Origin of the sequence: Sphingomonas hankookensis (genome assembly GCF_022664465.1) — a bacterium.
GTDB lineage: Bacteria > Pseudomonadota > Alphaproteobacteria > Sphingomonadales > Sphingomonadaceae > Sphingomonas > Sphingomonas hankookensis.
Genome location: NZ_JAKREV010000006.1, coordinates 120,488 through 146,756, shown reverse-complemented (window position 1 = coordinate 146,756; position 26,269 = coordinate 120,488). Strand labels below are relative to the sequence as shown.

Below are 26,269 nucleotides of genomic sequence, written 5' to 3'. Positions count from 1 at the left end.
GGCGCCGCCCATGATGATCGATCCGCCCCGTTCCGGTCATCGACACCGATGCCGAACGGTTTTCATATGTGAACGGATTTTTGCTTGCAACTGGAAAGCGTCGGCTGGGTGTATGGAAAGTCCCCGCTGCATGCCAGCGGTCCATCAATTTTCGTCATCCCCGCGAAGGCGGGGATCCATACACGCCGATGTTCGGGCAAGGGCGCTGCCGCTGCGTCTATGGATCCCGCCTGCGCGGGGCTGGCGAACAGGGATGGGAAGGCGGTTCGCTTCAGACCATTACCCCTCACGGATGGTGATCGTCGTCCACCAGCTGTTCCGAAATGCGCGCCGCCGCCGCCTGCACCGCAGCTGCCGCCGCATCGATCGCATCGACCTCCGCCAGTTTCGACAGATAGGGCATGGTCAGTGCCGCCGCCGCAGCACCGCCGCGCAGGATCGGGGCGGACAGGTCGGTCACGCCGCTGACGAAGCGGCTGGGGGTACGTTCGATGCCGCTGACCGCCACTTCCTCGGCATGGCTGCGAAAGGCGGCGAGCGCGTCGGCGCTCGGCACCGGATCGAGCAACGCTTCCCAGCGGGCGCGAACGTCGGCCGGCTGGAAGGCGTAGAGGACCACGCCCGACGCCGCCTGCAACATCGGCCGACGATAACCGACGCGAACCGAGAAGCCCAACTGGTCCGCCGATTCCATCCGCGCGATCACCGCCATGTCGCCCATGGTGTGGACCGCGACATGGCATGACTGGCCGGTTTCCTGCGCCAGCCGTCGCATTTCGGGCAGCGCGACCTCGATCAGATAGCGGGTGCGCGGCTGGTTCATGCCGAGCGAGAACAGGCGGTCGCTGAGCGTATAGCCCTCGCCCCCCGCCTCGGTCGTCAGATAGCCGCGATATTCCAGCACCTGTACCATGCGGAACAACTCGCCATGCGACCGCCCCAGCCGCTGCACGATCTGCGTCAGCGTCAGCGGCGTCGCGACGCCGGCGAGCAGTTCGAGGATGTCGAGCCCCTTTTCCAGCGCGGGCGCGCGATAGCGGCGGTCGTCGGTAGCATCGGTGTCGGCGGGGTCGGGTTCCTGGCTCGTCATGATCGCGACATTCGCCGGAAAAAAGCGGACGCGCAAGGCGACGCCGCGTGCAAGGCGCTGCGACGCACAAAGGATGTGGTATGTTGTATCATCTTGCGCTAGGCGCGGCAGGTTCGTGTAACTTGGAGTCGCCCCGCAATGTTCCGTCCCGCCCTGTGGCTGTCGAGCACCGCCCTGATCCTGCCCGCCACCGCCCATGCCCAGAGCACGCCGGCCCCGGCAGGCGACAGCTATCACCGCGAGGCGCCGGCGGAGATCATCGTCACCGCCCCCTATCAGCGCAACCAGGCCGATGTGCTGTCGGGCACCAGCGTGCTGAGCGGCGAGGAACTGACCCGCGAACTGCGCCCGACGATCGGCGAGACGCTGGCGCGCCAGCCGGGCGTGTCGGCCACCAGCTTCGGTCCCAACGCGTCGCGCCCGGTGCTGCGCGGGTTGCAGGGGGAGCGGGTGCGCGTGCTGACCGACGGTATCGGCAGCTTCGACGTGTCGAACACTTCGGTCGACCATGCCGTCGCGATCAACCCGTTGACCGCCGACCGGATCGAGGTCCTGCGCGGGCCGGCGGCGCTGCTGTTCGGGTCGTCGGCGATCGGCGGCGTGGTCAACGTCATCGACAGCCGCATCCCGCGCCGGGTGCCGGACGAGCCGGTCCATGTCGACGCGCTCGCCACCTATGGTTCGGCCGCGAACGAGCGTAGCGCATCGGCGGCGGTCGACGTGCCGGTGACCGACAAGGTCGTGTTCCACCTCGACGGCACGTACGGCAAGACCGACGACCTGAACACCGGCGGCTATATCCTCTCGCGGCCACTGCGGGCGCAGGCGGCGGCGAGCGCCGATGCCGACATTCGCCAGCTGGCCGACCTGCGCGGCAAGCTGCCCAATTCGCAGTCGGAAATGTGGGAGGTCGCGGGCGGTGCGGCGATCGTGACCGAAACCGGCAATCTCGGCTTTTCGGTCAACCATCTCGACAATCGCTACGGCGTACCGGTGCGCTATTCGCTCGACGGCGGCGAGGCGGAGGAAGTGACGCTGCATGTCCAGCAGACCCGCGCCGACGTGCGGGCCGAGGTGAATACCGGCGACGGGCTGCTCGAAAAGATCCGCCTGCGCGCCGGCTTCGCCGATTATCGCCATGACGAGATCGAGGATACCGGCGAGATCGGTACCAGCTTCTTCAACAAGAGCGTCGAAGCGCGCCTCGAGCTGGTGCAGGCGGCGCGCGGCGGCTGGCGCGGCGCGGTGGGTGGACAGATGTTCATCCGCGACTTCAATGTGCAGGGCGACGAGAAGTTCGTGCCGCGCAACGAGACGCAGCAATATGGCCTGTTCACGCTGCAGTCGTTCGACATGGGCGCGTTCCGGGCCGAGGCCGGTGGGCGCTACGAATACACCGTCGTGCGCGCCGCGGCCGACGCGCTGCTGGGCAACGACAATATCCGGCGCGGCTTCGACAGCTTCTCCGGGTCGCTGGGCGGTAGCGTCGGGCTGGCCGACAATGTCCGTTTCGGCATCAACGCCAGCCATACCGAGCGCGCGCCGTCGGCCGAGGAACTGTTCGCCAACGGCCCGCATGCCGGCACGCAGGCGTTCGAGATCGGCAACCCGGCCTTCGCCAAGGAGATCAGCGACGGGCTGGAGGCGACGCTGAAGGGGTCGGGCGACGGCTACAGCTTCGGGCTGTCGGCCTATCACAACTGGTTCCGCAACTTCATCTATGAGAACCCGACCGGCGCGGTCGAGGACGACCTGCCGGTGTTCCAGTACAGCCAGGCCGATGCGCGGCTGTGGGGGTTCGAGGCAGAGGCGTCGGCGCGCGTCGCCAAGTTCGGTGAGACCGCGATCAACCTAGACGGCCTCGCCGACTATACCCGCGCGACGATCGTCGATCGCGGCCCCGCTCCGCGCATCCCGCCGCTGCGCGTGCTGGGCGGCATCGAGGCACAGGGCCGGATGGTGCAGGTGCGCGGCGAAGTCGAGCATGTGACCCGCCAGGACCGCGTCGCCGATCTGGAGACGACGACGCCGGCCTATACGATGGTCAACGCATCGGTATCGCTGCGGCCGTTCGGGCGCGACAGCCGGACGACGTTGATGGTGTCGGCCAACAACATCTTCGACGTCGAGGCGCGGCGGCATGCCAGCTTCCTGAAGGACTTCGCGCCGCTGGCCGGGCGGGACGTGCGGGTGACGGCGCGACTGGCGTTGTAACGCACACCATCGTCGTCCCCGCGCAGGCGGGAATGACGAAGGGGGTGGGAGAGCGACGCGCAGCTCGGCGATGCCCCGCCGGGACGACGAAGGTGGGCGGCGGATTCCATTCCGCCCCCACACACCCTATCTACCGCTCCATGTCCCGCGCCCGCGTCCTCCTGCTCAACGCCGCACTCGGGCCGCTCGACTATCGCGTGCCGCATGGGCTGACGGTCGAGCCCGGCTCGATCGTCACCGCCCCGCTCGGCCCCCGCCAGCTGGTCGGCGTGGTATGGGATGCCGAGCGGCTGGCGACCGAAGAGGTCGGCGACAACCGGCTGCGCCCGCTGCTCGCCGTTGCCGACGTGCCGCCGATCGCCGCGCCGCTCCGGCGATTGGTCGAGTGGACGGCGGGCTATTATCTCGCCGCGCCGGCGTCGGTGCTGCGCATGTGCCTCGCATCCAACTCGGCGCTGGAGGGAGCGAAGCTCGCCATCGAGTATCGCGCGACCGGCGTGGTGCCGGAGCGGATGACGCCGCAGCGTGAACAGGCGCTGGAGCGGATCGGCGAGCGGCGCGGACTGGTGCGCGAGCTGGCGACACTCGCCGACGTGTCTGACGCGGTGGTCCGCGGGCTGGTGAAGCTCGGCGCGATCGAGGCGGTGTCGGTCGATATCGACCAGCCCTATCCGGTGCCCGATCCCGACCATCATCAACCGACATTGTCGGGCGACCAGCAGGCGGCGGCCGACCAGCTGACGACGGCGGTCGATGCGCACAGCTTCCACCCGTTCCTGCTCGACGGCGTCACCGGATCGGGCAAGACCGAGGTGTATTTCGAGGCGGTGGCGGCGGCGATGAGGCAGGGGCGGCAGGTGCTGGTGCTGCTGCCCGAGATTGCGCTGACCGAACCGTTCCTGAAGCGCTTCACCGCACGCTTCGGCTGCGAGCCGGTGCCGTGGCACAGCGACCTGCGCTCCACCCAGCGCCGCCGTGCGTGGCGCGCGATCGCCAGCGGCCAGGCGAAGGTCGTCGTTGGCGCACGATCGGCGCTGTTCCTGCCCTATGCCGATCTGGGGCTGATCGTCGTCGACGAGGCGCACGAGACGAGCTTCAAGCAGGAAGAGGGCGTGCATTATCACGCCCGCGACGTCGCGGTGATGCGCGGGCTGTTCGAGAAATGCGCCGTCATCCTCGCCAGCGCGACCCCGGCGATCGAGACCCGGCAACAGGTGGCGCAAGGCCGCTATACCGAGGTCAAGCTGCCCGGCCGCTATGGCAAGGCGCAGTTGCCGTCGATCGAACCGATCGACCTGATCGAGCAACCGCCCGAACGCGGCCGCTGGATCGCGGCGCCGCTGGTCAAGGCGATCGACGAGACGCTCGCCCGCAAGGAACAGGCTTTGCTGTTCCTCAACCGGCGCGGCTATGCGCCGCTGACGCTGTGCCGGTCGTGCGGGCACCGCTTCCAATGCCCCAATTGCACCGCATGGATGGTCGAGCACCGGCTGATCCACCGGCTGTCGTGCCACCATTGCGGCCATGTCATCCCGACGCCACGCGCCTGCCCCGAATGCCAGGCGGAGGATGCGCTGGTCGCCTGCGGTCCCGGCGTCGAGCGGATCGCCGACGAGGCGGCGGCGCTGTGGCCGACCGCGAAGATCGCCATCGTCACGTCGGACACCATCTGGTCCCCGGCGAAGGCGGCGGAGTTCGTCGGGCGGATGGAGGCGGGCGATATCGACATCGTCGTCGGCACGCAGCTGGTGACCAAGGGCTATCACTTTCCGAACCTGACCTGTGTCGGGGTGATCGACGCCGATCTGGGGCTGCAGGGCGGCGATTTGCGCGCGTCCGAACGCACCTTTCAGCAGATCGCCCAGGTGGCGGGCCGGGCGGGACGCGGGACCAAGCCCGGCCATGTCTATATCCAGACGACGCAGCCGAATGCGCCGGTAATGCAGGCGCTGATCTCGGGCGATGCCGACAGCTTCTATGCCGCCGAGACCGAGGCACGGCGCGAGGCGGAGGTGCCGCCGTTCGGGCGCTACGCGGCGATCATCGTGTCGTCGGAGGACAAGGCCGCGGCGGAGGCGACCGCGCGGGCGATCGGGCGTGCGGCACCGCAGGTCGACGGGTGTCATGTCTATGGCCCCGCCCCCGCCCCGCTCGCCATGCTGCGCGGGCGGCACCGGTTCCGCCTGCTGGTCCACGCCACCCGTGCGCTCGACGTGCAGGACGTCATCCGCGAATGGCTCGACGGGGTCGAATGGGGGACGAAGGTGCGGGTGGCGGTCGACGTCGATCCGTATAGTTTCGTGTAGGCGGGACGGCTTAGGGGCTCTAATCGATGCCATTACGCCCTATCCGGCATCCGTACCACGCCATAGAACCCGCCGGAACGATCGGGAGTCGCGCATGATTCGCAAGCTGTTGGCGGCGTTAACCGTGCTCTGGCCGGTGGCGGCGCAGGCCGAATGGCATGAGGCGCGGTCGGATCACTTCATCGTCTATTCCGACGACCGGGCCGACGATGTCGCGCGCTTTGCCGAGCGGCTCGAACGGTTCGATGCCACGCTGCGGTTGCTGACCAAGATGCCGACGACGCCGATCGCGGCGCCCAACCGCGTCGTCGTCTATCGCACCGGCGATATCAGCAGCATCAACCGGCTGGCGCGGTCGAGCAACGTCGCGGGCTTCTATATCCCCCGTGCCGGCGGATCGGTGGCATTCGTGCCGAGGACCGCACCGGGCAACGGCATCGACCCCGAAGAGGTGCTGTTCCACGAATATACCCATCATTTCATGCTGTCGAACTGGGCCGAAGCCGCGTTCCCGGCATGGTATGTCGAAGGGTTCGCGGAGTTCTTTGCCCCCACCCGCTTCCGCGACGACGGATCGATCGAGATCGCCCGCCCGCCGATGTACCGCGCGCGACAGTTCGCAAACGGCCTGCCGGTATCGGCCAGCGCGCTGCTGACCGGCGATCCCGACAAGGTGGATCGCCCCGCGCTCTATGCCGGCGGCTGGCTGCTGACGCATATGCTGCTGCTCGACCCGGCGCGGCGCGGGCAGCTCGACACGTTCATGCAGGCGGTCGCCAAGGGCGAACCGGCGACGAAGGCGGCGGCCGCGTTCGGCGACCTGCGCGCGCTTGATCGCGACATGGCGCGCTATGCCCGCACGGGCCTGCGCTATTCGACGCTGCCCAAGGCGATGGTGCCGGCAGCGAAGGTGACGGTGCGGGCGCTGACCCCGGGCGAAGCGGCGACGATGCCCGCGCGCATCCGGTCGGACCGCGGCGTCAACCGCAAGCAGGCGATCGAGCTGCTGCCGATGGCGCAGCGGGCTGCCGCGCCCTATCCCAATGATCCGGCGGCGCAGGTCGCGCTGGCCGAAGCCGAATATGACGCGGGCAACTATGCCGCGGCCGAAGCGGCCGCACGCCGCGCGATCGCCGCCGATGCAAAGCGCGGCGATGCCCATGTCTATCTCGGCATGGCGCAGATGGCGCAGGCACGCGCGGCCCGCGACGCCGATCCGAATCGGTGGAAGGATATTCGCAAGTCGTTCCTGGCCGCCAACCGGATCGAGCATGACGATCCCCAGCCGCTGCGGCTGTTCTATCGCACCTTCCAGGTGCCGGGACAGGCGCCTAACCAGAATGCGCGCGACGCGCTGCTGCGCGCCCATGCGCTGGGACCGCAGGACCGGGGGTTGCGGATGGAGGCGGCGCGGGTGCTGCTGGAAACCGATCGCGCGGCCGAGGCGAAACGCGTGCTGGGGCCGGTCGCCTATGCGCCGCATGGCGGGGCCACCGCCGCCTTCGCCGCCGAACTGATCGCGATCATCGACCGCGACGGCGGGGCGGCGGCGCTGACCCGCTGGCGGGGCGGGTCGAAGGTGCAGCAGGGCGAGGACGAGGCCGGATAGGCCGTTTGGAAACAGGCGGCTGCGCGGGTTGCGGTTCGGGCCCGCGCCCCCTTGCCCCGCGCGTCGCTTTGCCCGAAACGGCGGCGTCATGGGGAAAGACGTTATGCCGATCATGCGATTGCTGACCTGCTGGCTGGCCACGCTCGCCGCGCTGCTGGTGTTCACCGCGCCGGCACGGGCCGACGACGTGTCGGCGGCGGCGCGCGGCGTCGTCCGTGTCGTGGTGATCGCGACGGTCGATGGCGAGATGGTCGATGTCGAGCACGGCACCGGCTTCGCGGTCGCGCCCGGCCGGATCGTCACCAACGCGCATGTCGTCGAGCTGCTGGAGCGCTATCCGGGCGAGGCCGTGGTCGGCGTGGTCCCTTCGGAGGGCGACAAGTCGTTCGAGGGTCGCGTGCTGCGCCTCGACAAGTCGCGCGACCTCGCGCTGATCGAGGTGAGCGGCGTGCGCCTGCCGCCGCTGACCCTCTATACCGGGTCGTTGGGGGAGAGCGACCCGCTGATCGCGCTGGGCTATCCCGGCAATGTCGACCTTGCCACCGCGCGGTCGGCCGATGATTTCGTGACGCCGACCGCGCCGGTGCGATCGCAGGGGGTAATGTCGGGCAACCGCACGCTCGAAGGCACGTCGGTGCTGGTCCATACCGCCAGCATCGCGCGCGGCAATTCGGGCGGGCCGCTGCTCGACCGCTGCGGCCGGGTGCTGGGCGTCAATTCGGCGCTGACTCGCGGCGAAGAGGGCGATGCGAGCTTCGCCTTCGCCATCGCCGATTCCGAACTGATCGCGTTCCTGCGCGAGGCGAGCCAGCCGGTGTCGACCATCGCCACTCCCTGCCTGACGCTGGCCGATGCCGATGCGCGCGACCGCGCCGATGCCGAACGGCAGAGCGTCGAAGATCGCGAACGCGCCCGCGCCGCCGCCGAACGCGCGCGCGACGAACGCGAGACGGCATTGGAAAAGGCGAAGGCCGACAATGCCGAAACCCGCGAGAACATGATCGCGCTGGCCGCGCTGTTGCTGGCGCTGTCGGTGCTGGCGGCGGGCGGGGCCGGGTTGCTGGCGACGCGTGGGCAGAAGCGGCAGGCGATCTATGCCGGGATCGGCGGCGGGGTGCTGTTGCTCGGCGCGATCGTCACCTTTGTCCTGCGGCCCGATTTCGATCCGGACTCGGTCGCTGCTGCCGACGAATCGGGCCGCACCGCCGCGACCCGCGTGGCGCCGCTGAACGGGGCGCTGTCGTGCACGCTGGTGCCCGAACGCAGCCGCATCATCCTGTCGCCGGTGGAAACCGTCCGCTTCGACTGGCGCGCCGATGGCTGCATGAACGGCCGCACCCAATATGCCGAGGCGCCGGGCGGTGGCTGGGAACGCATCCTCGTGCCGAGCGAGGACGCGACCGTATCGGTGCTGCGCTTCGATCCGGTCAGCGGCAGCTATACCAACACCCGCTATCTGCTGTCGGCCGAGGCGATGACCCGTGCGCGATCGTTGCGCGGGCAGGTGCAGCAAAAGGCCTGCGCCGCAGACACCGGCGGCCGCGCGGCGCTGGCGACGCAGCAATCGGCGATTCGCACCGCGCTGCCGGCACAGGCGAACGAGCGGCTGGTGTATCGCTGTACCGCGGCGAAGTAGGGTTTTCACGCGAAGGCGCGAGGACGCGGAGGAGTTGCGTCCGGCGTTTGATATTTGCCTCGAGCGTCACCCCAGCGAAGGCTGGGGTCTCCCGCGGCTCCTGCTGCGCGCTGTCATTGGGAAATCCCAGCCTGCGCTGGGATGACGTTTGTTTCCAAGGCGAATGGATCAGGCCTGGGCGCAACCCCTCCGCGCCTTCGCGTGACCAAACTTCCTTCTACCCCTCCAATAATCCCCCGTTCAGCTTCGGTACGAATCACAACCCGCCATCCGCCGTCCCACAAAGCTTGCGAAATCGTGACACCGATGCTAGCGGCCCCACGACCCATCGGGGGCGCATGGGCCGGTCAGCGGCGCGACATCGGTTCGCGACGGCGGTTGGGAATGCAAGCGCCCCTACCCGCATGGGACGTATGAAGTTGACCCCTGACAAGGACGCGCGCGTGGAGACATCCAGCGGAACTACTGGCGGTACGATCCAGGCGAGCCTGGGCGGGCGCTATGCGACCGCGCTGTTCGGCCTCGCCGAGCAGCAGGGACAGCTGACCGCGGTCGAATCGAGCCTGAAGACGCTGTCGGCGGCGATCGCCGAATCGGACGACCTTGCGGCGCTGGTGAAGAGCCCGCTGATCGGCCGCGACGAAGCCGGCCGGGCGCTGACCGCGCTGGTCCCGGTACTGGGCCTCGATCCGCTGACCGCCAATTTCCTCGGCGTGCTGGCGCAGAACCGCCGGCTGGGCGACCTGCCCGCGATCATCCGCGCGTTCCGCGAGCTTGCCGCGCGCAGCCGGGGTGAAACCAATGCGGAGGTCGTCTCGGCGCACCCGCTCAACGATTCGCAGGTGGACGCGCTCAAGCAGCAGCTGCGCCACCGTGTCGGCCGCGAGGTCGCCATCGACCTGAAGGTCGACCCTACTCTCCTTGGCGGACTGGTCGTGAAGATCGGCAGCCAGATGATCGATAGCTCGATCAAGACCCGACTGAACACGCTCGCGCACGCGATGAAAGGCTGAACATGGATATCCGCGCCGCAGAAATCTCGAAGGTCATCCGCGACCAGATCGCCAATTTCGGCACCGAAGCGCAGGTTTCGGAAGTCGGCCAGGTGCTGTCGGTCGGTGACGGCATCGCCCGCATCCACGGGCTCGACAACGTCCAGGCGGGCGAAATGGTCGAGTTCGGCGGCGGCATCCAGGGCATGGCGCTGAACCTCGAAGCCGATAACGTCGGCGTCGTGATCTTCGGATCGGATTCGTCGATCAAGGAAGGCGACACCGTCAAGCGCACCGGCACCATCGTCGACGTTCCCGTCGGCAAGGGGCTGCTGGGTCGCGTGGTCGATGGCCTCGGCAACCCGATCGACGGCAAGGGCCCCATCGTCAGCGAAAAGCGCGCCCGCGTCGACGTGAAGGCACCGGGCATCATCCCGCGCCAGTCGGTTTCGGAACCGATGCAGTCGGGCCTGAAGGCGATCGACGCCCTCGTCCCCGTCGGCCGTGGCCAGCGCGAGTTGATCATCGGCGATCGCCAGACCGGCAAGTCGGCGGTCGCGATCGACACCTTCATCAACCAGAAGACCGCGAATGCGGGCGATGACGAAAGCAAGAAGCTCTATTGCGTCTATGTCGCCGTCGGCCAGAAGCGCTCGACCGTCGCCCAGCTGGTGCGCACGCTCGAAGAAAACGGCGCGATGGAATATTCGATCGTCGTCGCTGCGACCGCGTCGGACCCCGCCCCGCTCCAGTATCTGGCGCCGTACACCGGCACCGCGATGGGCGAATATTTCCGCGACAACGCGATGCATGCGCTGATCGTGTTCGACGATCTGTCGAAGCAGGCCGTCGCGTATCGTCAGATGTCGCTGCTGCTGCGCCGTCCGCCGGGCCGCGAAGCCTATCCGGGCGACGTGTTCTATCTGCACAGCCGCCTGCTGGAGCGCGCCGCCAAGATGTCGGACGCCAATGGCGGCGGCTCGCTGACCGCGCTGCCGATCATCGAGACGCAGGCGGGCGACGTATCGGCGTACATCCCGACCAACGTGATCTCGATCACCGATGGTCAGATCTTCCTCGAAACCGACCTGTTCTTCGCCGGCATCCGCCCCGCGATCAACGTCGGCCTCTCGGTCAGCCGCGTCGGTTCCGCCGCGCAGACCAAGGCGATGAAGAAGGTCGCAGGCTCGATCAAGCTGGAGCTGGCGCAGTACCGCGAAATGGCGGCGTTCGCGCAGTTCGGATCGGACCTCGACGCTTCGACGCAGAAGCTGCTGAACCGCGGTGCGCGCCTGACCGAGCTGCTCAAGCAGGCACAGTTCTCGCCGATGCCGTTCGAGGAACAGGTCGCATCGATCTTCGCCGGCACGCAGGGCTATCTCGACACCGTCGCGGTGAACGACGTCACCCGCTATGAGCAGGCGATGCTGTCGGACCTCAAGGCGAACCACCCGCAGGTGCTGGCCAAGATCCGCGACACCAAGGATCTGGGCGACGAGGCGAAGTCGGGGCTGAAGGCCGCGCTCGACCACTTCGCGAAGACCTTCGCGTAAGATCCACTAGCCCTCTCTCCGCTTGCGGGGAGAGGGTTGGGAGAGGGGAAGTGCGGGCCACTCGGTAACGAAGCCCCCTCTCCCCGACCCTCTCCCCGCACAGCGGAGAGAGGGAGCAGGAAGAAGAACATGGCGTCACTCAAGGCCCTGAAACTGCGCATCGGCTCGGTGAAGTCGACGCAGAAGATCACCAAGGCGATGAAGATGGTCGCCGCCGCCAAGCTGCGCCGCGCGCAGGAGGCGGCCGAGGCCGGTCGTCCCTATGCCCAGCGCGTCGAGCAGGTCGTCGCCAGCCTGGCGCGTACCGCGCAGATCACCGAGGGCAGCTCGCCGCTGCTCGCCGGCCATGGCCGCGATCAGGTCCATCTGTTCGTCGTCGCGACGTCGGACAAGGGTCTGGCCGGCGCGTTCAATTCGAACATCGCCCGCCTCGCCCGTCGCCGTGCATTGGAGCTGCAGGAACAGGGCAAGACCGTCAAGTTCCTGACGATCGGCCGCAAGGGTCGAGCGGTGCTGGCGCGCCAGTTCCGTGACGGCTTCGTTCACGCGGTCGAGCCGGGCGATCTCGGCAAGCTGACCTTCGCCGATGCGAAGGGCTATGCCGACGACCTGATCCGCCGCTTCACCGCGGGCGAGTTCGACGTCGCGCACCTGTTCTATGCCACGTTCAAGACGGTGCTGACGCAGGAGCCGACCGAGCAGCAGCTGATCCCGGTCAAGATCCCTGCGCAGTCGGCCCAGCCCGCCGCCGACGCGGTGGTCGAATATGAGCCGAGCGAGGAAGCGATCCTCGACAGCCTGTTGCCGACCAACATCGCGGTGCAGATTTATCGCGCGATGAAGGAAAACGCCGCGTCCGAACAAGGTTCGAAGATGACGGCGATGGACAACGCCACGCGCAATGCGGGCGACCTGATCAACCGCCTGACCATCGAATATAACCGCACGCGTCAGGCCGCGATCACGACCGAACTGGTCGAGATCATCTCGGGCGCCGAAGCGCTGTGATGCGGCGTGCCGTCCTGCTGGCGCTCGCCGCCACGCTGGCCGGCTGTGGCCAGCCAGCTGCCGACAAGGCGGCGGAAAAGCCGCGCGCGACGCCGACGCCGTTCGTCACCGGCGGCTGGGCGACCGTATTGGGCGATGCGCCCAGGACGATCGAGCTGCTGAACGGCATGGGGTTTCGCCTGTCGGCCTATGCGCCGGACGGTGGTGCCTTCGTCGCCAAGGCGCAGCCGACGCCGATGGCAGATCCGTCGATCACCCCGGTCAACACCGCCAATCTGACGGTGACCGGCGATGCGCTCCGGATCGGCGAGCTTCGCTTCGCGCTGGATATCGTCAACCTCGATTCCAGCCCGTTCGCCAAGGAGCAGTTCGCGCGCTGGGTCGATCGTCCGCTGGCGTCGATGAACCTGCCCGGTCGCGACGACGTCAAGCGCGGCATCATGACCGAGAGCCCGGCCAAGGGCACCCTGCCCGGCGCCGATTACCAGATTACCCGTGAACCGATCGACGGCGGTCGCCGTCTGGTCGTGACCTTTACCCGTCCCGCGCCCCAGGCCGGGGACAGCCACCCGAGGAACCCGTAATGGCAACCGCCGCAGACACCTACGCCCCGCAGGGCAGCACCAACAATACCGGCCGCATCAGCCAGGTGATCGGCGCGGTCGTCGACGTGACGTTCGACGGCGAGCTGCCCTCGATCCTGTCGGCGCTCGAAACCGACAATAACGGCAACCGGCTGGTCCTCGAAGTCGCACAGCATCTGGGCGAGAGCACCGTCCGCACGATCGCGATGGACGCGACCGAGGGTCTGACCCGCGGTCAGGCGGTGCGCGACACCGGATCGCAGATCCGCGTGCCGGTCGGCCCCAAGACGCTCGGCCGCATCCTGAACGTCGTCGGCGAGCCGATCGACGAGCGTGGCCCGGTCGGCGCCGAAACCACCGCCCCGATCCACGCATCGGCGCCGCTGTTCGTCGACCAGTCGACCGAGAGCGCGATCCTCGTCACCGGCATCAAGGTCATCGACCTGCTCGCCCCGTACGCGAAGGGCGGCAAGATCGGCCTGTTCGGCGGCGCGGGTGTCGGCAAGACCGTGCTCATTCAGGAACTGATCAACAACATCGCCAAGGGCCATGGCGGCACGTCGGTGTTCGCCGGCGTGGGTGAGCGGACCCGCGAAGGCAACGACCTGTACCACGAATTCCTCGACGCGGGCGTCATCGCCAAGGATGCCGAAGGCAATCCGACCAGCGAGGGATCGAAGGTCGCGCTGGTTTACGGCCAGATGAACGAGCCGCCGGGCGCGCGCGCCCGCGTCGCGCTGTCGGGCCTGACGATCGCCGAATATTTCCGCGACGTCGAAGGGCAGGACGTGCTGTTCTTCGTCGACAACATCTTCCGCTTTACCCAGGCGGGTTCGGAAGTGTCGGCGCTGCTCGGCCGCATCCCGTCGGCGGTGGGCTATCAGCCGACGCTGTCGACCGACATGGGTGCGCTGCAGGAGCGCATCACCTCGACCAACAAGGGATCGATCACCTCGGTGCAGGCGATCTACGTCCCCGCCGACGATTTGACCGATCCGGCGCCGGCCACCTCGTTCGCCCACCTGGACGCGACGACCGTGCTCAACCGTGCGATCTCGGAACTCGGCATCTATCCGGCGGTCGATCCGCTCGATTCGACCAGCCGCGTCCTCGAACCGCGCACGGTGGGTCAGGAGCATTACGACACGGCGCGCGCCGTGCAGTCGCTGCTCCAGCGCTACAAGTCGCTGCAGGACATCATCGCCATCCTCGGCATGGACGAGCTGAGCGAAGAGGATAAGGTCACGGTCGCCCGCGCCCGCAAGATCCAGAAGTTCCTTAGCCAGCCGTTCCACGTCGCCGAGGTCTTCACCGGCATCAGCGGCAAGTTCGTTGCGCTGGAAGACACGGTGAAGTCGTTCAAGGCGGTCGTCGAGGGCGAGTACGACCACCTGCCGGAATCGGCCTTCTACATGGTCGGCGGCATCGACGAAGTCGTCGCCAAGGCGCAGAAGATGGCGCAGGACGCTTAAAGCGCTGTTCCCTCTCCCCTTCAGGGGAGAGGGTTAGGGAGAGGGGCAGCGCGACGCCTCTCCCGAAAGCCCCTCTCCCCGGCCCTCTCCCCTGAAGGGGAGAGGGAGTAAGGTGTTAGAAATGCTACACTTCGAACTCGTGACCCCCGAAAAGCTGGTGCGGTCGGAATCGGTCTATATGGTCACCGTGCCGGGCACCGAAGGCGACTTCGGCGTCCTGGAGGGCCATGCGCCGTTCATGTCGACGATCCGCGACGGCGATGTGCTGGTCCAGCGCACCGAAAAAGGCGAGGCCGAACGTATCGCGATCCGCGGTGGCTTTGCGGAGGTCACCGCCAAGGGGCTGACGATCCTTGCCGAACAGGCGGGGTAAGGTCCTTTCGATAATTTCAGGCGAACGCCGCGTCGGACCGAGGGTCTGGCGCGGCGTTCGTGTTTTGGGTTGGCGACAATTGCGAGGAGACCCCAGCCTGCGCTGGGGTGACGTTTGGGACAAGTCCTGCCCGACCACGAGCGTCACCCCAGCGCAGGCTGGGGTCTCCCCGTCATGGCCACAACCTCACCCATGCGGATGCGCGTTGCGATACACATCGAGCAGATGCGCCGCATCGACCGCGGTGTAGATTTGCGTCGACGACAGGCTGGCATGACCGAGCAGCGCCTGTAGCGAGCGCAGATCCGCCCCCCGCCCCAGCAGATGCGTCGCGAAGCTGTGGCGCAGCGCATGCGGCGTTGTCCGCTCGCCCAGCCCCAGCGCCACCCGCGCCGCGCGCACCGCCTTGCGCACCACCCCGGCGTCGAGCACCCCGCCCTTCGCCCCGCGGAACAATGGGGCGTCGCGGGCAGTGCCCCATGGCTGCTGCGCGACATAGGCCTCGACAGCGGCGCGTACCGGCGGCAGCAGCGGCACGACGCGGGTCTTGTCGCGCTTGCCGGTGACGGTCAGCGTCGCCCCCAGCGGCAGCGCCCGCCCGGTCAGCGACAGCGCCTCACCGATGCGCAGCCCGGCACCGTAGAGCAGCAACAGGACCGCCCAGTCGCGCGCACCGATCCATGGTTCGGCAGCGGCATCGGTGACCTCCTGCGCCAGCGCGATGGCTTCGTCGGGCGAGATCGGGCGCGGCACGGTTTTCGCGACGCGGGGGCCGCGTAGCGGCGGTGCCTCGCCCCCGACAAAGGCGATGAAGCCGCGCACCGCCGACAATTCGCGCGCGGCGCCGGCATTGCCCAGCCCCTCGCCGCGGCGATGCGCGAGGAAGGCGCGCAGGTCGGCGGCGGATATCCGGCCGATCGCCGCGGCATCGACCGCCCCGCCCCAATGGCCTTGCAGGAACGCGATCAGCCGCTCGGCGGTGGCGGCATAGGCCCGCACGGTATGCGCCGACCGGCGCCGGTCACGGGCGAGATGGGTGGCGAATAGAAGGGGGAGCGGCTGCGTCACGGCCTTTCGATAGCGACACCCGACGGGCGCTGTCGATTAGAACGCGGCGAGCCGTGCGCAACCGTTCGTCCTGAGTAGCCCCTGAGCCTGTCGAAGGGGCATATCGAAGGACCGCTTACCAAATGCTTCGATACGGGTCTTCGACAAGCTCGGCCCCCACTCCGCACGAACGGTTGGGCTACAATTCCATGCCTCCGATCAGCCGATCTGCTGGCCCGACTTGGCCCAGTCGGCCATGAAGCCTTCGATGCCCTTGTCGGTCAGCGGATGCTTGACCAGCGCGCGGATGACCGATGGCGGCGCGGTCATCACGTCGGCGCCCATCTTCGCCGATTCGAGGACGTGGATCGGGTGACGGACGCTGGCGACGAGGATTTCGGTGCCGAAATCGTAATTGTCGTAGATCATGCGGATATCGGCGATCAGGCCCATGCCATCGAAGCCGATATCGTCGTGCCGCCCGACGAACGGCGAGACGAAGCTCGCGCCGGCCTTCGCCGCCAGCAGCGCCTGGTTGGCCGAGAAGCACAGGGTGACGTTGACCATCGTGCCGTCATCGGTCAGCGCCTTGCAGGTCTTCAGGCCATCGATGGTCAGCGGCACCTTGACCGCGACATTGTCGGCGATCTTGCGCAGGATTTCGGCCTCGCGCATCATGCCTGCGTGATCGAGCGCGACCACTTCGGCCGACACCGGTCCCGGCGTGATCGAACAGATTTCGCGGACGACCTCTAGGAAATCGCGGCCCGACTTGTGGATCAGCGACGGGTTGGTGGTGACGCCGTCGAGCAGACCGGTATCGGCCAGTTCGCGGATGTCGTTGGTATCGGCGGTATCGACGAAGAATTTCATGGGACTCGGGCTCCGGGCGGATGGAAGCGATGGCGGCCCCATCGCCCATCGCCGCTTCTGGAGCAAGGTTTGCCGGGGTGACAGGAATACACCCTTCGTCACCCCGAACTTGATCCGGGGTCCCGCTTCTTGTCCGACGGCAGAAAAAGCGGGACCCCGGATCAAGCCCGGGGTGACGCAATGGCGGCATGGATCGTCGATCGGCGCCCCTTTTCCTCGGCTCCACGATCCACTATTTCCGCGCGCATGACCGCGCCGAAACCCGAATGGGCCCGCCACGCCGCCGTATGGATCGGCTATCCCAGCCACGCCGAACTGTGGCAGGAGGACCTCGACCCCGCCCGTGACGAGGTGGTCGCCTTTGCCCGCGCGGTCCATGCCGATGGCCGTGGCGAGACGGTGATCCTGGTCGCCGCCGATCTGGAGGCCGCCGACGATGCCCGCGGCCGTGCGCCGTTCGCACAGGTGGTGGTCGAGCCGTTCGGCGATATCTGGCTGCGCGATACCGGGCCGATCGTCGGTGGCGACGGCACCGCGCACCGCTTCCGCTTCAATGGCTGGGGCGGGAAATACGACCTGCCGGGCGACGACGATATCGGGCTGCGGCTGGCACGCGAGCGCGGGATGGCGATCGCCGATCACGACTGGGTGGTCGAGGGCGGCGCGCTGGACGGCGATGGCACGGGCCTCGTCGTGACGACCGAGCAATGCCTGCTCAACCCCAATCGCAACACCGGCTTCTACAAGAACGCGGCCGAACGGCGGCTGCACGACGATCTCGGTTATGACCGGGTGCTGTGGCTGGGCGACGGGCTGCTCAACGACCATACCGATGGCCATGTCGACAATCTGGCGCGCTTCGTCGGGCCGAACCGGCTGGCGATTCCGGAGGCCGCAGAGAATGATCCGAACTGGCGCATCTATCAGGATGCGGCCGCGCGGGCGAAGGCGTTCGGTGTCGAGGTGGTGCTGGTCCCCTCGCCCGGCCGCGTGCTGTCGCCCGAGGAAGAGATCATCCCGGGCAGCCACATGAACTTCTATATCGGCAATGCGACGGTGGTCGTGCCGCTCTATGGCACCGGCACCGACGATGCGGCGGTCGCCGCCTTCGCCGAACTCTTCCCTGACCACGAGGTCGTAGGGCTGCGCGCCGACCATATCCTGACCGGGGGCGGCAGCTTCCACTGCATCAGCCAGCAGATTCCGGCGTAACCAAGGACCGTCATGACCCAGATTACCGTCGCCGCGCTGCAGCTCGGCTTCACCGCCGATATCGATCGCAACATCGCCAACGTCTCGCGTCTGGTGCGCGAAGCGGCGGCGCGCGGGGCGCAGGTCGTGCTGCCGCCCGAATTGTTCGAGGGCGAATATTTCTGCCGCGTCGAGGATGAAGGCCTGTTCGCCAATGCCAGGCCTACGCAAGAGCACAAGGCGGTGCTGGCGATGCAGGAACTGGCGCGCGAGTTGAACATCTCGATTCCAACCAGCTTTTTCGAAGCCGACGGCCCGCACCATTATAACAGCCTGGCGATGATCGATCCCGACGGTCGCATCCAGGGCGTGTATCGCAAAAGCCATATCCCCGACGGGCCGGGATATGAGGAGAAATTCTATTTCCGGCCTGGCAATACCGGGTTCAAGGTATGGGACGGTCCGGCCAAGCTGGGCGTCGGCATCTGTTGGGACCAATGGTATCCCGAAACCGCCCGTGCGCTGATGCTGATGGGGGCGCAGGTGCTGTTCTATCCGACCGCGATCGGTAGCGAACCGCACGACACCAGCCTCGACACCGCGCGGCTGTGGCGTCGTGCGATGGTCGGCCATGCGGTGTCGAACGTCGTGCCGGTGGTTGCCGCGAACCGCGTCGGCGTCGAACATGGCCAGACCTTCTACGGCACGTCGTTCATCACCGACGAGCGCGGCGACATCCTCGCCGAGCTGGACCGCGAGGAAGAGGGCGTGATCATCGCGACGCTCGACCTTGACCGGGTAAAGCGCCACCGCGCCGCGTTCGGCTTCTTCCGCGATCGCCGGCCGGAACTGTACGGGCGGCTGGTGCAGGATATCTGACGCCGGTCAGTCGGTGGAGCCAGGCGCGCGTCGTTCCATTCCGGCGCGCACCGCCTCGACCTGGTTCGGGCGGCCGAGCAATGCTTGTTGCTCCGCACTTTCGGCCGCGAGGATCGCCCTGGCATCGGCATCGTCGGCAAGGTTGGCGAGCCGCTTGGCCGCGCGGACCGCGTCAGGGCTGCGTCCGGCGATGGTACGGGCGAGGTCCAGCGCCGCGGCGTAGGGATCGTCCGCCAGTCGCGTGACGAACCCCGTCGCCTGCGCCTCGGCCCCGTCAAACTCGCGCGCGGTGTAGGCCAGTTCGCGCAACGCGTCGCTGCGCACGCCCCGCCACAGCGCGAAGCCCGCCATATCGGCGACCAGCCCCCATTTCGCCTCCATGATCGCGAAGCGGGTGTCGGGCGCGGCGATGCGGATATCGGCGCCGGCCATGATCTGCATGCCCCCGCCGAACGCCAGCCCGTGGACCGCCGCGATCACCGGCATCGGCAACGTGCGCCAGCCCCACGCAACCTGCTGCACCCGGTTCGCCGGACCGTGGCTGCGCGTGGCGAGGTCGATGCCGGCGGCACCGGCCGCCATGCTGGCCATGTCGAGCCCGGCACAGAACGCCCGCCCCTCACCCGACAGCACGACGCAACGCGCGGACGAGGTTTGCAGCGTGTCGATCGCGTCGATCAGCGCATCGAACATCGCCGGGTCGGTCGCGTTCATCTTGTCCCCGCGGGTCAGCCGGACCTCGGCAATCCCGTCGGTCACGCTCATCGTCACCCGTGTCATCGGCGAACCCTCTCCATCGCTTGGCCCGCGACGCTATCGGGGGTCGGGCGGAAAGGATAGGCGCTATGCGTCACCCAACCGATAGCCGCGCCCGCGATCGGTATGCAGTATCGGCGGCCCGGCGGCATCGAGCTTCGCACGCAGCCGCGACATCTGCACCTGCACGACGTTGGTTTCCGGATCGAAATCGCGCGCCCAGACTGCCCGCAGCAGGTCCGCGCGCGGCACCGCGCTACCGGCATGGTCGGCAAGGTGGAGCAGGACGGCATATTCGCGGGGAAGCAGGTTCAGCTGGACGCCGCCGCGTCGCACCGTCCGGGTCGCGCGGTCGATCGCGAGGTCGCCGATCGTCAGCAACCGGTCGTGCCGCGTCGCGCGCAACAGGGCGAGCAGCCGCGCGACGATCTCGACCGGATGTGCGCGTTCGAGCGCGGCATCGTCGGCCCCGGCGTCGAGGCCGGCGGCAAGCGCCGCCTCATCCTCGACGAGCAGCATTGCGCGCACCGCATCGGCGCTCGCGCGGATGCGGCGCAAGCGGGCCGGCGCCCCTTCCTCGCCCCGTCGCCAGCGGGCCAGCCGCACCGGGGCTTGCGGCACCTCCGCGAGCGGACGCAGCGCGATGCCGCGACGCCGGGCCGGGGCGATCAACGCCGGCATGGGATCGAGGATCGCGACGAACTGCATCGACGCCATCCTTAGCCACCCACATCCGTCCGATCAGGACAACTGCGTCCGATCCGGATCGAACTGTTCGACCATCCGCCGGGCATGGTCCGCCACCCCCCGCGACGGATCGGCGGTCGCGCGGTACAGTGCCGCCAGCGGATCGGGGCCGCTGCGCACCAGCGCGTCGAGCGCGGTGATCCGCATCCGCTCACAGGGATGGTGCGTGGCGAACTGTTCGGCCAGATCGATTCCGCCGGGCAGGTCGGCACCGACCGCCAGCGTCACCAGCGCCTCGGCCGGGGTCGAGGTCAGCACCTGCGCGATGGTGTTGCCGCGAATGTCGAAGCGATACTGATCGAGCCAGGGCTGCGCCGCGTCATAGCCGAGGATGTTGAGCGACACCGAAAAGGCGTCGGGCGGCAACTGCACATGCACGTCGTCGCGCATGCGATAGAGCAGCACCTTGCCCGGATCGAGCCGGGAGCGCCCGACATGGCGCAACCCCGCCGGCTCGCCGACGCGGCCGTCGATGCGCGTGACGTCGTAACGGTAATCGTCGCTCCAATAGCCCGGCCCATGATAGCCGACCGTCAGGAACGGGAAATTATGGTCGTGCGGCAGGTCGTAGAAGAACGCCGCCCGCCCGCCGGCGCGCAGCGCGCGGTCCTGCGCCGCCGGCCAGAAATTGGCGCGCAGCACGAACCGGCCGTCCGGCGGGCGCAGCAGCAGGACCTGCGCGCCATAGGCATTGCCATCAACCTGCCCGCGACAACGCTGCTTCAATTCGGCAAGCGCAAGGTCGGCGAGAAAGTGGCGGTTGCGCCCCAGCCGGGCGAGCGCGGACCCGAGCGAGGCGAACGCATCCTCGTCGCGCACGTCGATCGGTTCGGCGGCCAGCAGGTCGACCAGATCGTCGAGGTCGATCGCATCGCCGCTGCCCGGATCGATCAGCCGGGCCATGCCGCCCCCATCCGCGCCTCGACCACCGGCAACATCGCCTGCGCCGCCGTCCGTACCTCCGGGTGCGGATCGCCGGTCATGGTGCGAAGCCGGGGCAAGGCGCTGCGGGCGTCGGCCGCCAGCCATTCGCGCATCGCGTCCCAGCGGACGAAGAAGGCGGGATCGCGCGACAGGGCGTCGAACACGGCTGCATCGCCCTGCCCTAGTTCGCGCAGCAACGTCAGCAGCATCGTGCTGCGCGCGGCCGCGTCGTCGAGCGTCGCCACGCGGACCAGCGCGCCGCCGAGGCGGTCATATTCGCGCAGGAACGGCGCCGCGCCCACGCGCAACGTCACCGTGACCGACACGATCGGCGCCGACGGATCGACCAGCAGCATCGCCTCCTGCCGCCCGTCGATCCGCACCACCGCCCCGTCGGTCAGCGGACGCACCGCTAGCGGGCGCGCGGGTGCCGCCACCCCGCCATGCCAGTTCGCGTCGACGGCATCGGCGCGCCAGCGCCATAGCCGCGCCTCGCCGCCGCGCATGTAGCGCGTCCACGACACCCGCCCACCGACCACCACCGTATCGGGCAGTACCCGCGCCGCCGGGGCGAACGAATCGATCGCCGCCATCGTCACGCTCGCGGCCGGCGTCTCGGCCAGCACCATGCCGGTACGCAACGCGTCGCGCTGGCTCTTGAACGGCGGTTCGAACAGCGGATCGCCCCGTAGCCGGGCGATCCACGGGCCCAGCAACGCGGCAACCCAGCCGGCATCCTCCACCAACGCCCGTGCCGCGGCCTCTCCCTCGGCCAGCGTCGGAATATCGGTGAAGCGCGCCGTTACCGCGCGGAGCGCCGCGTCGTCGATCCACGCACGACCCGCCGCCAACGAACGCTCCCGCGCCGCGGCGATCGCATCGCGCAACCCCGCTTCGATCGGCGCAGGCATGTCAGTTGGGATACATCTCGTACACCAGCATCGCGACGGCGATGATATATTCGAAGACCTGATCGCCCGACGCCTCCGCCGCGCGGATCGCGCCGGTTGTCGCGACCTGTGTCCCCAATTCGACGATATCGGCCATGGCGATGGTGACGAGCGGCATCGTGTTTCCCCCTTGCGCGACACCGATGCGCCGCCGCCCCGACCCTATGGCCGCGCCCCGCCGCGCCCTAGTTACAAAGCTGTTATGGTTCGCCGCTTCAACCCGGCCGCGATCCGATCTAAGGAAACGGGGATGACCGCTTTCAGCCTGCCCCCCGGGTTCGATCCCGCCCGCTTCTTCGCCGCCCGCATCGGCGGCCATGGGTCGCGGCTGGGCATCGGCTATCAGGCGCATGGGGCCGACTGGTGCGAACTGCTGCTGCCGTTTCGCGACGACCTGGTCGGCGATCCGGCGCGCGGCGTGCTGGCGTCGGGGCCGATCGTCACGCTGATGGACATGGCGACCAGCGTCGGCGTGTGGCTGAAGCGCGGCGCGTTCCTGCCGCATGCGACGCTCGACCTCCGGCTCGACTATCTGCGGCCGGCGACGGCGGGGCGGACGGTCGTCGGGCGCGGCGAATGCTACCGCGTCGCACGGCAGGTCGCGTTCGTGCGCGGCATCGCGCATGACGGCGATCCCGACGATCCGGTCGCGCATGTCGCGGGCACCTTCATGCTGCTGGACGCTGCGGCATGACGCTGTCCCCCTATGCCGAACTGCTCGGCCTGACGTTCGACACCGACGACCGCGGCCATCCGATCGTGACGATGCCGTTTGCCGGCGACCTGCTCGGCCGCCCCGGTTTCCTGCACGGCGGCGCGATCGGCGGGATGCTGGAGATGGCGGCATGGGCTGCGCTGCGCGCCGCGCTGGGCGACGACCATGCGACGATCAAGCCGATCAACGTCACCATCGACTATATGCGCGGCGGGCGCGAGCGGACGACCTTTGCCGGCGGGACCGTCACCCGGCTGGGCGCGCGGATCGCCAATGTCACCGCGACCGCGTGGCAGGACGATCGCGACCGTCCGATCGCGGCGGCGCATCTGAACTATCTGCTCAAGCGATAGGCCTTCGCCCGGATATTTTCATCCCGCGCGATAGTTGTGCGACATTTGGACCGTAACGCCCCTGATACCGCCTCGACGCGGACAGGGTTTGGAAGGAATGCGCATGGCGCGATGGACGTTGGTGGTACTGGCTTTGGGAACGGCGCCGGCGGCGTGGGCCGCGCAGACGGCGTCGGTCGCGCCACCGACCACGACCGCGCAGACGCCACCGGTCACCCCGCTCACCCCGACCACACAGACCCCGGCGCAGACGCCCGACCCGGTCGGAACCGGTGCTGCCGGCACCGACGCCGAAGGCGAGGTCGATGAAATCGTCGTCACCGGTCGCCGGCTACCGGGCGCCGTGCCGGGTGACATCAAACCCGAATTGCAGCTGACCCCGGCCGACATCCGCAGCTACGGCACCAATTCGATCACCGACCTGTTGAGCGAACTCGCCCCGCAGACGCAGTCGGTGCGCGGCGGCGACCCGGTGATTCTGATCAACGGACGGCGATCGGCGGGCGTGCGCGAGATTGCCGACTTCCCGCCAGAGGCACTGTTGCGCGTCGATATCCTGCCCGAGGAAGTGGCGCTGAAATTCGGCTATCGCGCCGATCAGAAGGTCATCAACTTCGTGCTGCGCCCGCGCTTCCGCAGCTATACCGGCGAACTGGAGGGCAGCGCGCCGACCGACGGGGGATCGAGCAACTTCGAGGCGGAAGGCGGCCTCGTCCGCATCGACCGCGACAAGCGCTTCAACCTGAACCTTCAGGCGGAGACGACCTCCAACCTGCTGGAGAGCGAGCGTGGCATCGCGCTCAATCCAACGGGCACGCCGTTCGACCTGACCGGTAACGTCACCTCGACGGTCAGCGGCGCGGCGATCGATCCGGCGCTCGGCACCGCCACGATCGCGGGCGTTCCGGCGGGGTCGCCGACGCTGGCCGGGTTCGCCGCCGCGGCGGGCAATCCCAATATCACCGATACCACGCCGTTCCGTACGTTGCAGGCGCAGAGCGACCGGTTTTCGGCCAACGCGGTCTATAGCCGCAACGTATTCGGCAACGTGGCGGCGACGGTGAACGGGCGCGTCGAGCATAATCGCAGCGAATCGCTGCTGGGCCTGCCCAGCCTCTCGCTGACCCTGCCCGGTACTTCGCCCTTCTCGCCGTTCGACAACGACGTGCGCGTGTTGCGCTATGCCGACACCGATCCGCTGCGTCGCAATGCCGAGACGACGACCGCCAATCTGGGCGTGGTGTTGAACGGCGACATCGGGCGGTGGCGCTGGACGCTGAACGGCAGCTACGACCGCACCGAGAGCGAGACGCGGACCGAACGCGGCGTCGATGCCACCGCATTGCAGGCCGGTATATTGGCCGGGACCGCCAGCCCGTTCGGCGATCTGGGCAGCTTCCTGCGCATTGCCGATCGCGCGCGATCGGTGTCGAGCGCGGGCGCGATCGAGGGGTTGGCGTCGGGATCGCCATTCTCCCTGCCCGCCGGCGAAGCGAATGCCAGCATCCGGTTGGCCGCGCGTACCACCGATTTCAGCAGCCAGTCACAGCGTTCGGGGATCGACAGCAGCGTCGAACTCGGTCGCGATTCGGGATCGGTACGTGCCAATATCGACCTGCCGATCGCCAATGCCCAGAACGGGGTGCTGAGCTTCCTTGGGCGGCTGTCGCTGAACGGCAATGTCGAGCTGGAGCAGCTGTCGGACTTCGGCACGCTCACCACCTATGGCTATGGCGTCAACTGGCAGCCGGTCACGCCGGTCCGGATCATCGCCAACTTCACCACCGAAGAGAATGCGCCGACCCAGCAGCAGCTCGGCAATCCGACGGTCGTCACCCCGTTCGTGCGGGTGTTCGATTACGTCCTGGGCCAAAGCGTCGACGTGACCACGGTGACCGGCGGCAATGCCGCGCTGGTCGCCGAAACCAACAAGAGCTTCAAGCTGGGGCTGAACATCAAGCCGTGGAGCGCGCGCAACCTGACGTTCCAGGCGGATTATCTGTCGGAGCGGACCGACAATCCGATCCAGGGTTTCCCGGCGATCACCGCCGAGATTCAGAACGCCTTTCCCGACCGGTTCGTGCGCGATGCCGACGGGACGCTGATCCGGCTCGACACGCGTTCGATCAATTTCGCGCGGGCGGAGAACAGCCAGCTTCGCTACGGGCTGAACTTCTTCCAACGGATCACCACCGCGCGTTCGCGTGCCGCCGATGCCCAGCGGCAGGCGCGCATGGAGGCACGGCGTGCGGCGCGCGACGCGGCCGAGGCCGGACGCCCGACCAGCGATGCCCCGCCCCCCCCGCCACCGGGTGACGGCCCGCGCGAGGGCCGCGGCTTTGGCGGGCCGGGCGGACAGGGTGGCGGCGGAGGTCGCGGCTTCGGCGGCCCCGGCCGCGGGTTCGGCGGGCCGGGCGGTGGTGGTGGCGGCGGCGGACTGCGGGTCAGCCTCTACCACACGATCGTCTTCACCGACCGGATCCTGATCCGACCCGGCCTTCCCGAGCTGGACCTGCTCAACGGATCGGCGACCGGCGACACCGGCGGCACGTCGCGCCATCAGGTTCAGCTCCGTGGCGGCTATACCCGGGACGGCTATGGCGCCAATTTCGGCATCGACTGGCGTGAGGGCACGCAGGTGAACGGTGGCACCACGGGCGCGCAGGCGCTGGATTTCGGCAGCCTCGCGCGGGTCAACCTGCGGCTGTTCGTCAATCCGGGCGAGCAACCGTCGTGGGTGCGCAGCAATGGCTGGCTACGTGGAAGCCGGATCAGCCTCAGCGTCGACAATCTGTTCAATGCCCGCCAGCGCGTGACCGGTCCCGACGGCGAAGTACCGTTCCGTTTCCAGCCGGGCTTCATCGACCCGCTCGGCCGGGTGGTGCGCGTCACCTTTCGGAAGCTGTTCTTCTAGGCGTAGGGCGAATCGCCACGACGCGCTGCGTCATTCCCGCGCAGGCGGGGATGACGAAGCTACAGCAGATACGACCGCCGCAC

23 protein-coding genes are annotated in these 26,269 nt (G+C 68.2%); 15 read left to right on the top strand and 8 right to left on the bottom strand.

Annotated features, from left to right (window positions below; translation table 11 throughout):
- Nucleotides 1–286 precede the first annotated feature (286 nt).
- Nucleotides 287–1,090, bottom strand: coding sequence for an IclR family transcriptional regulator (locus tag MF610_RS15585; protein WP_242199840.1), 804 nt, complete (start codon nucleotides 1,088–1,090; stop codon nucleotides 287–289).
- 138 nt (nucleotides 1,091–1,228) lie between these two features.
- Between MF610_RS15585 and MF610_RS15580 the strand changes: the two genes are divergently transcribed.
- The 10 genes from MF610_RS15580 to MF610_RS15535 all read left to right on the top strand — a co-directional run bounded on the left by MF610_RS15580 (nucleotide 1,229) and on the right by MF610_RS15535 (nucleotide 14,837).
- On the top strand, nucleotides 1,229–3,304 hold the full coding sequence (locus MF610_RS15580; protein ID WP_242199838.1) for a TonB-dependent receptor: 2,076 nt from the start codon (nucleotides 1,229–1,231) through the stop codon (nucleotides 3,302–3,304).
- A 140-nt stretch (nucleotides 3,305–3,444) separates the two neighbouring features.
- On the top strand, nucleotides 3,445–5,610 hold the full coding sequence (locus MF610_RS15575; RefSeq protein WP_242199837.1) for a primosomal protein N': 2,166 nt from the start codon (nucleotides 3,445–3,447) through the stop codon (nucleotides 5,608–5,610).
- 94 nt (nucleotides 5,611–5,704) lie between these two features.
- A complete protein-coding gene (locus tag MF610_RS15570) occupies nucleotides 5,705–7,219 on the top strand; it encodes a hypothetical protein (protein WP_242199834.1) in 1,515 nt (504 codons plus the stop codon).
- Between the two features lie 88 nt (nucleotides 7,220–7,307).
- Nucleotides 7,308–8,855 carry a S1C family serine protease gene (locus tag MF610_RS15565; RefSeq protein ID WP_242199825.1) on the top strand — a complete coding sequence of 516 codons (1,548 nt, stop codon included), beginning with the start codon at nucleotides 7,308–7,310 and terminating at the stop codon, nucleotides 8,853–8,855.
- Nucleotides 8,856–9,268: 413 nt separating this feature from the next.
- Nucleotides 9,269–9,868, top strand: coding sequence for a F0F1 ATP synthase subunit delta (locus MF610_RS15560; protein WP_242199816.1), 600 nt, complete (start codon nucleotides 9,269–9,271; stop codon nucleotides 9,866–9,868).
- Nucleotides 9,869–9,870: 2 nt separating this feature from the next.
- Complete coding sequence (atpA, locus tag MF610_RS15555; RefSeq protein WP_242199814.1) at nucleotides 9,871–11,400, top strand: F0F1 ATP synthase subunit alpha; 1,530 nt, start codon at nucleotides 9,871–9,873, stop codon at nucleotides 11,398–11,400.
- A gap of 129 nt (nucleotides 11,401–11,529) precedes the next feature.
- Entirely contained in the window at nucleotides 11,530–12,408 is an 879-nt protein-coding gene (locus MF610_RS15550; RefSeq protein WP_242199786.1) for a F0F1 ATP synthase subunit gamma, read from the top strand.
- Nucleotides 12,408–12,992, top strand: coding sequence for a hypothetical protein (locus MF610_RS15545; RefSeq protein WP_242199782.1), 585 nt, complete (start codon nucleotides 12,408–12,410; stop codon nucleotides 12,990–12,992). The genes MF610_RS15550 and MF610_RS15545 overlap by 1 nt, the downstream gene beginning before the upstream one ends.
- Nucleotides 12,992–14,464 (top strand): F0F1 ATP synthase subunit beta, encoded by a 1,473-nt coding sequence (gene atpD, locus MF610_RS15540; RefSeq protein ID WP_242199779.1) that lies wholly within the window; start codon nucleotides 12,992–12,994, stop codon nucleotides 14,462–14,464. Before MF610_RS15545 ends, atpD begins: the two co-directional genes overlap by 1 nt.
- Nucleotides 14,465–14,585: 121 nt before the next feature.
- Nucleotides 14,586–14,837 carry an ATP synthase F1 subunit epsilon gene (locus MF610_RS15535; protein ID WP_242199777.1) on the top strand — a complete coding sequence of 84 codons (252 nt, stop codon included), beginning with the start codon at nucleotides 14,586–14,588 and terminating at the stop codon, nucleotides 14,835–14,837.
- Nucleotides 14,838–15,023: 186 nt separating this feature from the next.
- Here MF610_RS15535 and MF610_RS15530 read toward each other — a convergent pair whose 3' ends face one another.
- Entirely contained in the window at nucleotides 15,024–15,905 is an 882-nt protein-coding gene (locus MF610_RS15530) for a tyrosine recombinase XerC (protein WP_242199775.1), read from the bottom strand.
- Nucleotides 15,906–16,103: 198 nt separating this feature from the next.
- Nucleotides 16,104–16,757 (bottom strand): fructose-6-phosphate aldolase, encoded by a 654-nt coding sequence (gene fsa / locus MF610_RS15525; RefSeq protein WP_242199773.1) that lies wholly within the window; start codon nucleotides 16,755–16,757, stop codon nucleotides 16,104–16,106.
- Nucleotides 16,758–17,003: 246 nt separating this feature from the next.
- On the opposite strand from fsa, the gene MF610_RS15520 reads away from it, so the two are divergent.
- Both MF610_RS15520 and aguB read left to right on the top strand, forming a co-directional pair.
- Nucleotides 17,004–17,969, top strand: coding sequence for an agmatine deiminase family protein (locus tag MF610_RS15520; RefSeq protein ID WP_242199771.1), 966 nt, complete (start codon nucleotides 17,004–17,006; stop codon nucleotides 17,967–17,969).
- A 12-nt stretch (nucleotides 17,970–17,981) separates the two neighbouring features.
- On the top strand, nucleotides 17,982–18,827 hold the full coding sequence (gene aguB, locus MF610_RS15515; protein ID WP_242199770.1) for an N-carbamoylputrescine amidase: 846 nt from the start codon (nucleotides 17,982–17,984) through the stop codon (nucleotides 18,825–18,827).
- A gap of 6 nt (nucleotides 18,828–18,833) precedes the next feature.
- Here aguB and MF610_RS15510 read toward each other — a convergent pair whose 3' ends face one another.
- The 5 genes from MF610_RS15510 to MF610_RS15490 all read right to left on the bottom strand — a co-directional run bounded on the left by MF610_RS15510 (nucleotide 18,834) and on the right by MF610_RS15490 (nucleotide 22,322).
- Nucleotides 18,834–19,607 (bottom strand): crotonase/enoyl-CoA hydratase family protein, encoded by a 774-nt coding sequence (locus tag MF610_RS15510; protein WP_242199766.1) that lies wholly within the window; start codon nucleotides 19,605–19,607, stop codon nucleotides 18,834–18,836.
- A gap of 63 nt (nucleotides 19,608–19,670) precedes the next feature.
- Complete coding sequence (locus MF610_RS15505) at nucleotides 19,671–20,291, bottom strand: winged helix-turn-helix domain-containing protein (protein ID WP_242199762.1); 621 nt, start codon at nucleotides 20,289–20,291, stop codon at nucleotides 19,671–19,673.
- A 33-nt stretch (nucleotides 20,292–20,324) separates the two neighbouring features.
- Nucleotides 20,325–21,233 (bottom strand): transposase, encoded by a 909-nt coding sequence (locus MF610_RS15500; protein WP_242199760.1) that lies wholly within the window; start codon nucleotides 21,231–21,233, stop codon nucleotides 20,325–20,327.
- Nucleotides 21,221–22,165 (bottom strand): hypothetical protein, encoded by a 945-nt coding sequence (locus MF610_RS15495; RefSeq protein WP_242199758.1) that lies wholly within the window; start codon nucleotides 22,163–22,165, stop codon nucleotides 21,221–21,223. Before MF610_RS15495 ends, MF610_RS15500 begins: the two co-directional genes overlap by 13 nt.
- A gap of 1 nt (nucleotide 22,166) precedes the next feature.
- Entirely contained in the window at nucleotides 22,167–22,322 is a 156-nt protein-coding gene (locus tag MF610_RS15490) for a hypothetical protein (protein WP_242199756.1), read from the bottom strand.
- Nucleotides 22,323–22,454: 132 nt separating this feature from the next.
- Between MF610_RS15490 and MF610_RS15485 the strand changes: the two genes are divergently transcribed.
- From MF610_RS15485 to MF610_RS15475, 3 genes are all read left to right on the top strand, one after another.
- Entirely contained in the window at nucleotides 22,455–22,898 is a 444-nt protein-coding gene (locus tag MF610_RS15485; RefSeq protein WP_242199754.1) for a PaaI family thioesterase, read from the top strand.
- Complete coding sequence (locus MF610_RS15480; RefSeq protein ID WP_242199753.1) at nucleotides 22,895–23,272, top strand: PaaI family thioesterase; 378 nt, start codon at nucleotides 22,895–22,897, stop codon at nucleotides 23,270–23,272. The genes MF610_RS15485 and MF610_RS15480 overlap by 4 nt, the downstream gene beginning before the upstream one ends.
- A gap of 103 nt (nucleotides 23,273–23,375) precedes the next feature.
- Entirely contained in the window at nucleotides 23,376–26,186 is a 2,811-nt protein-coding gene (locus MF610_RS15475; RefSeq protein ID WP_242199750.1) for a porin family protein, read from the top strand.
- The last annotated feature ends 83 nt before the right edge of the window (nucleotides 26,187–26,269 follow it).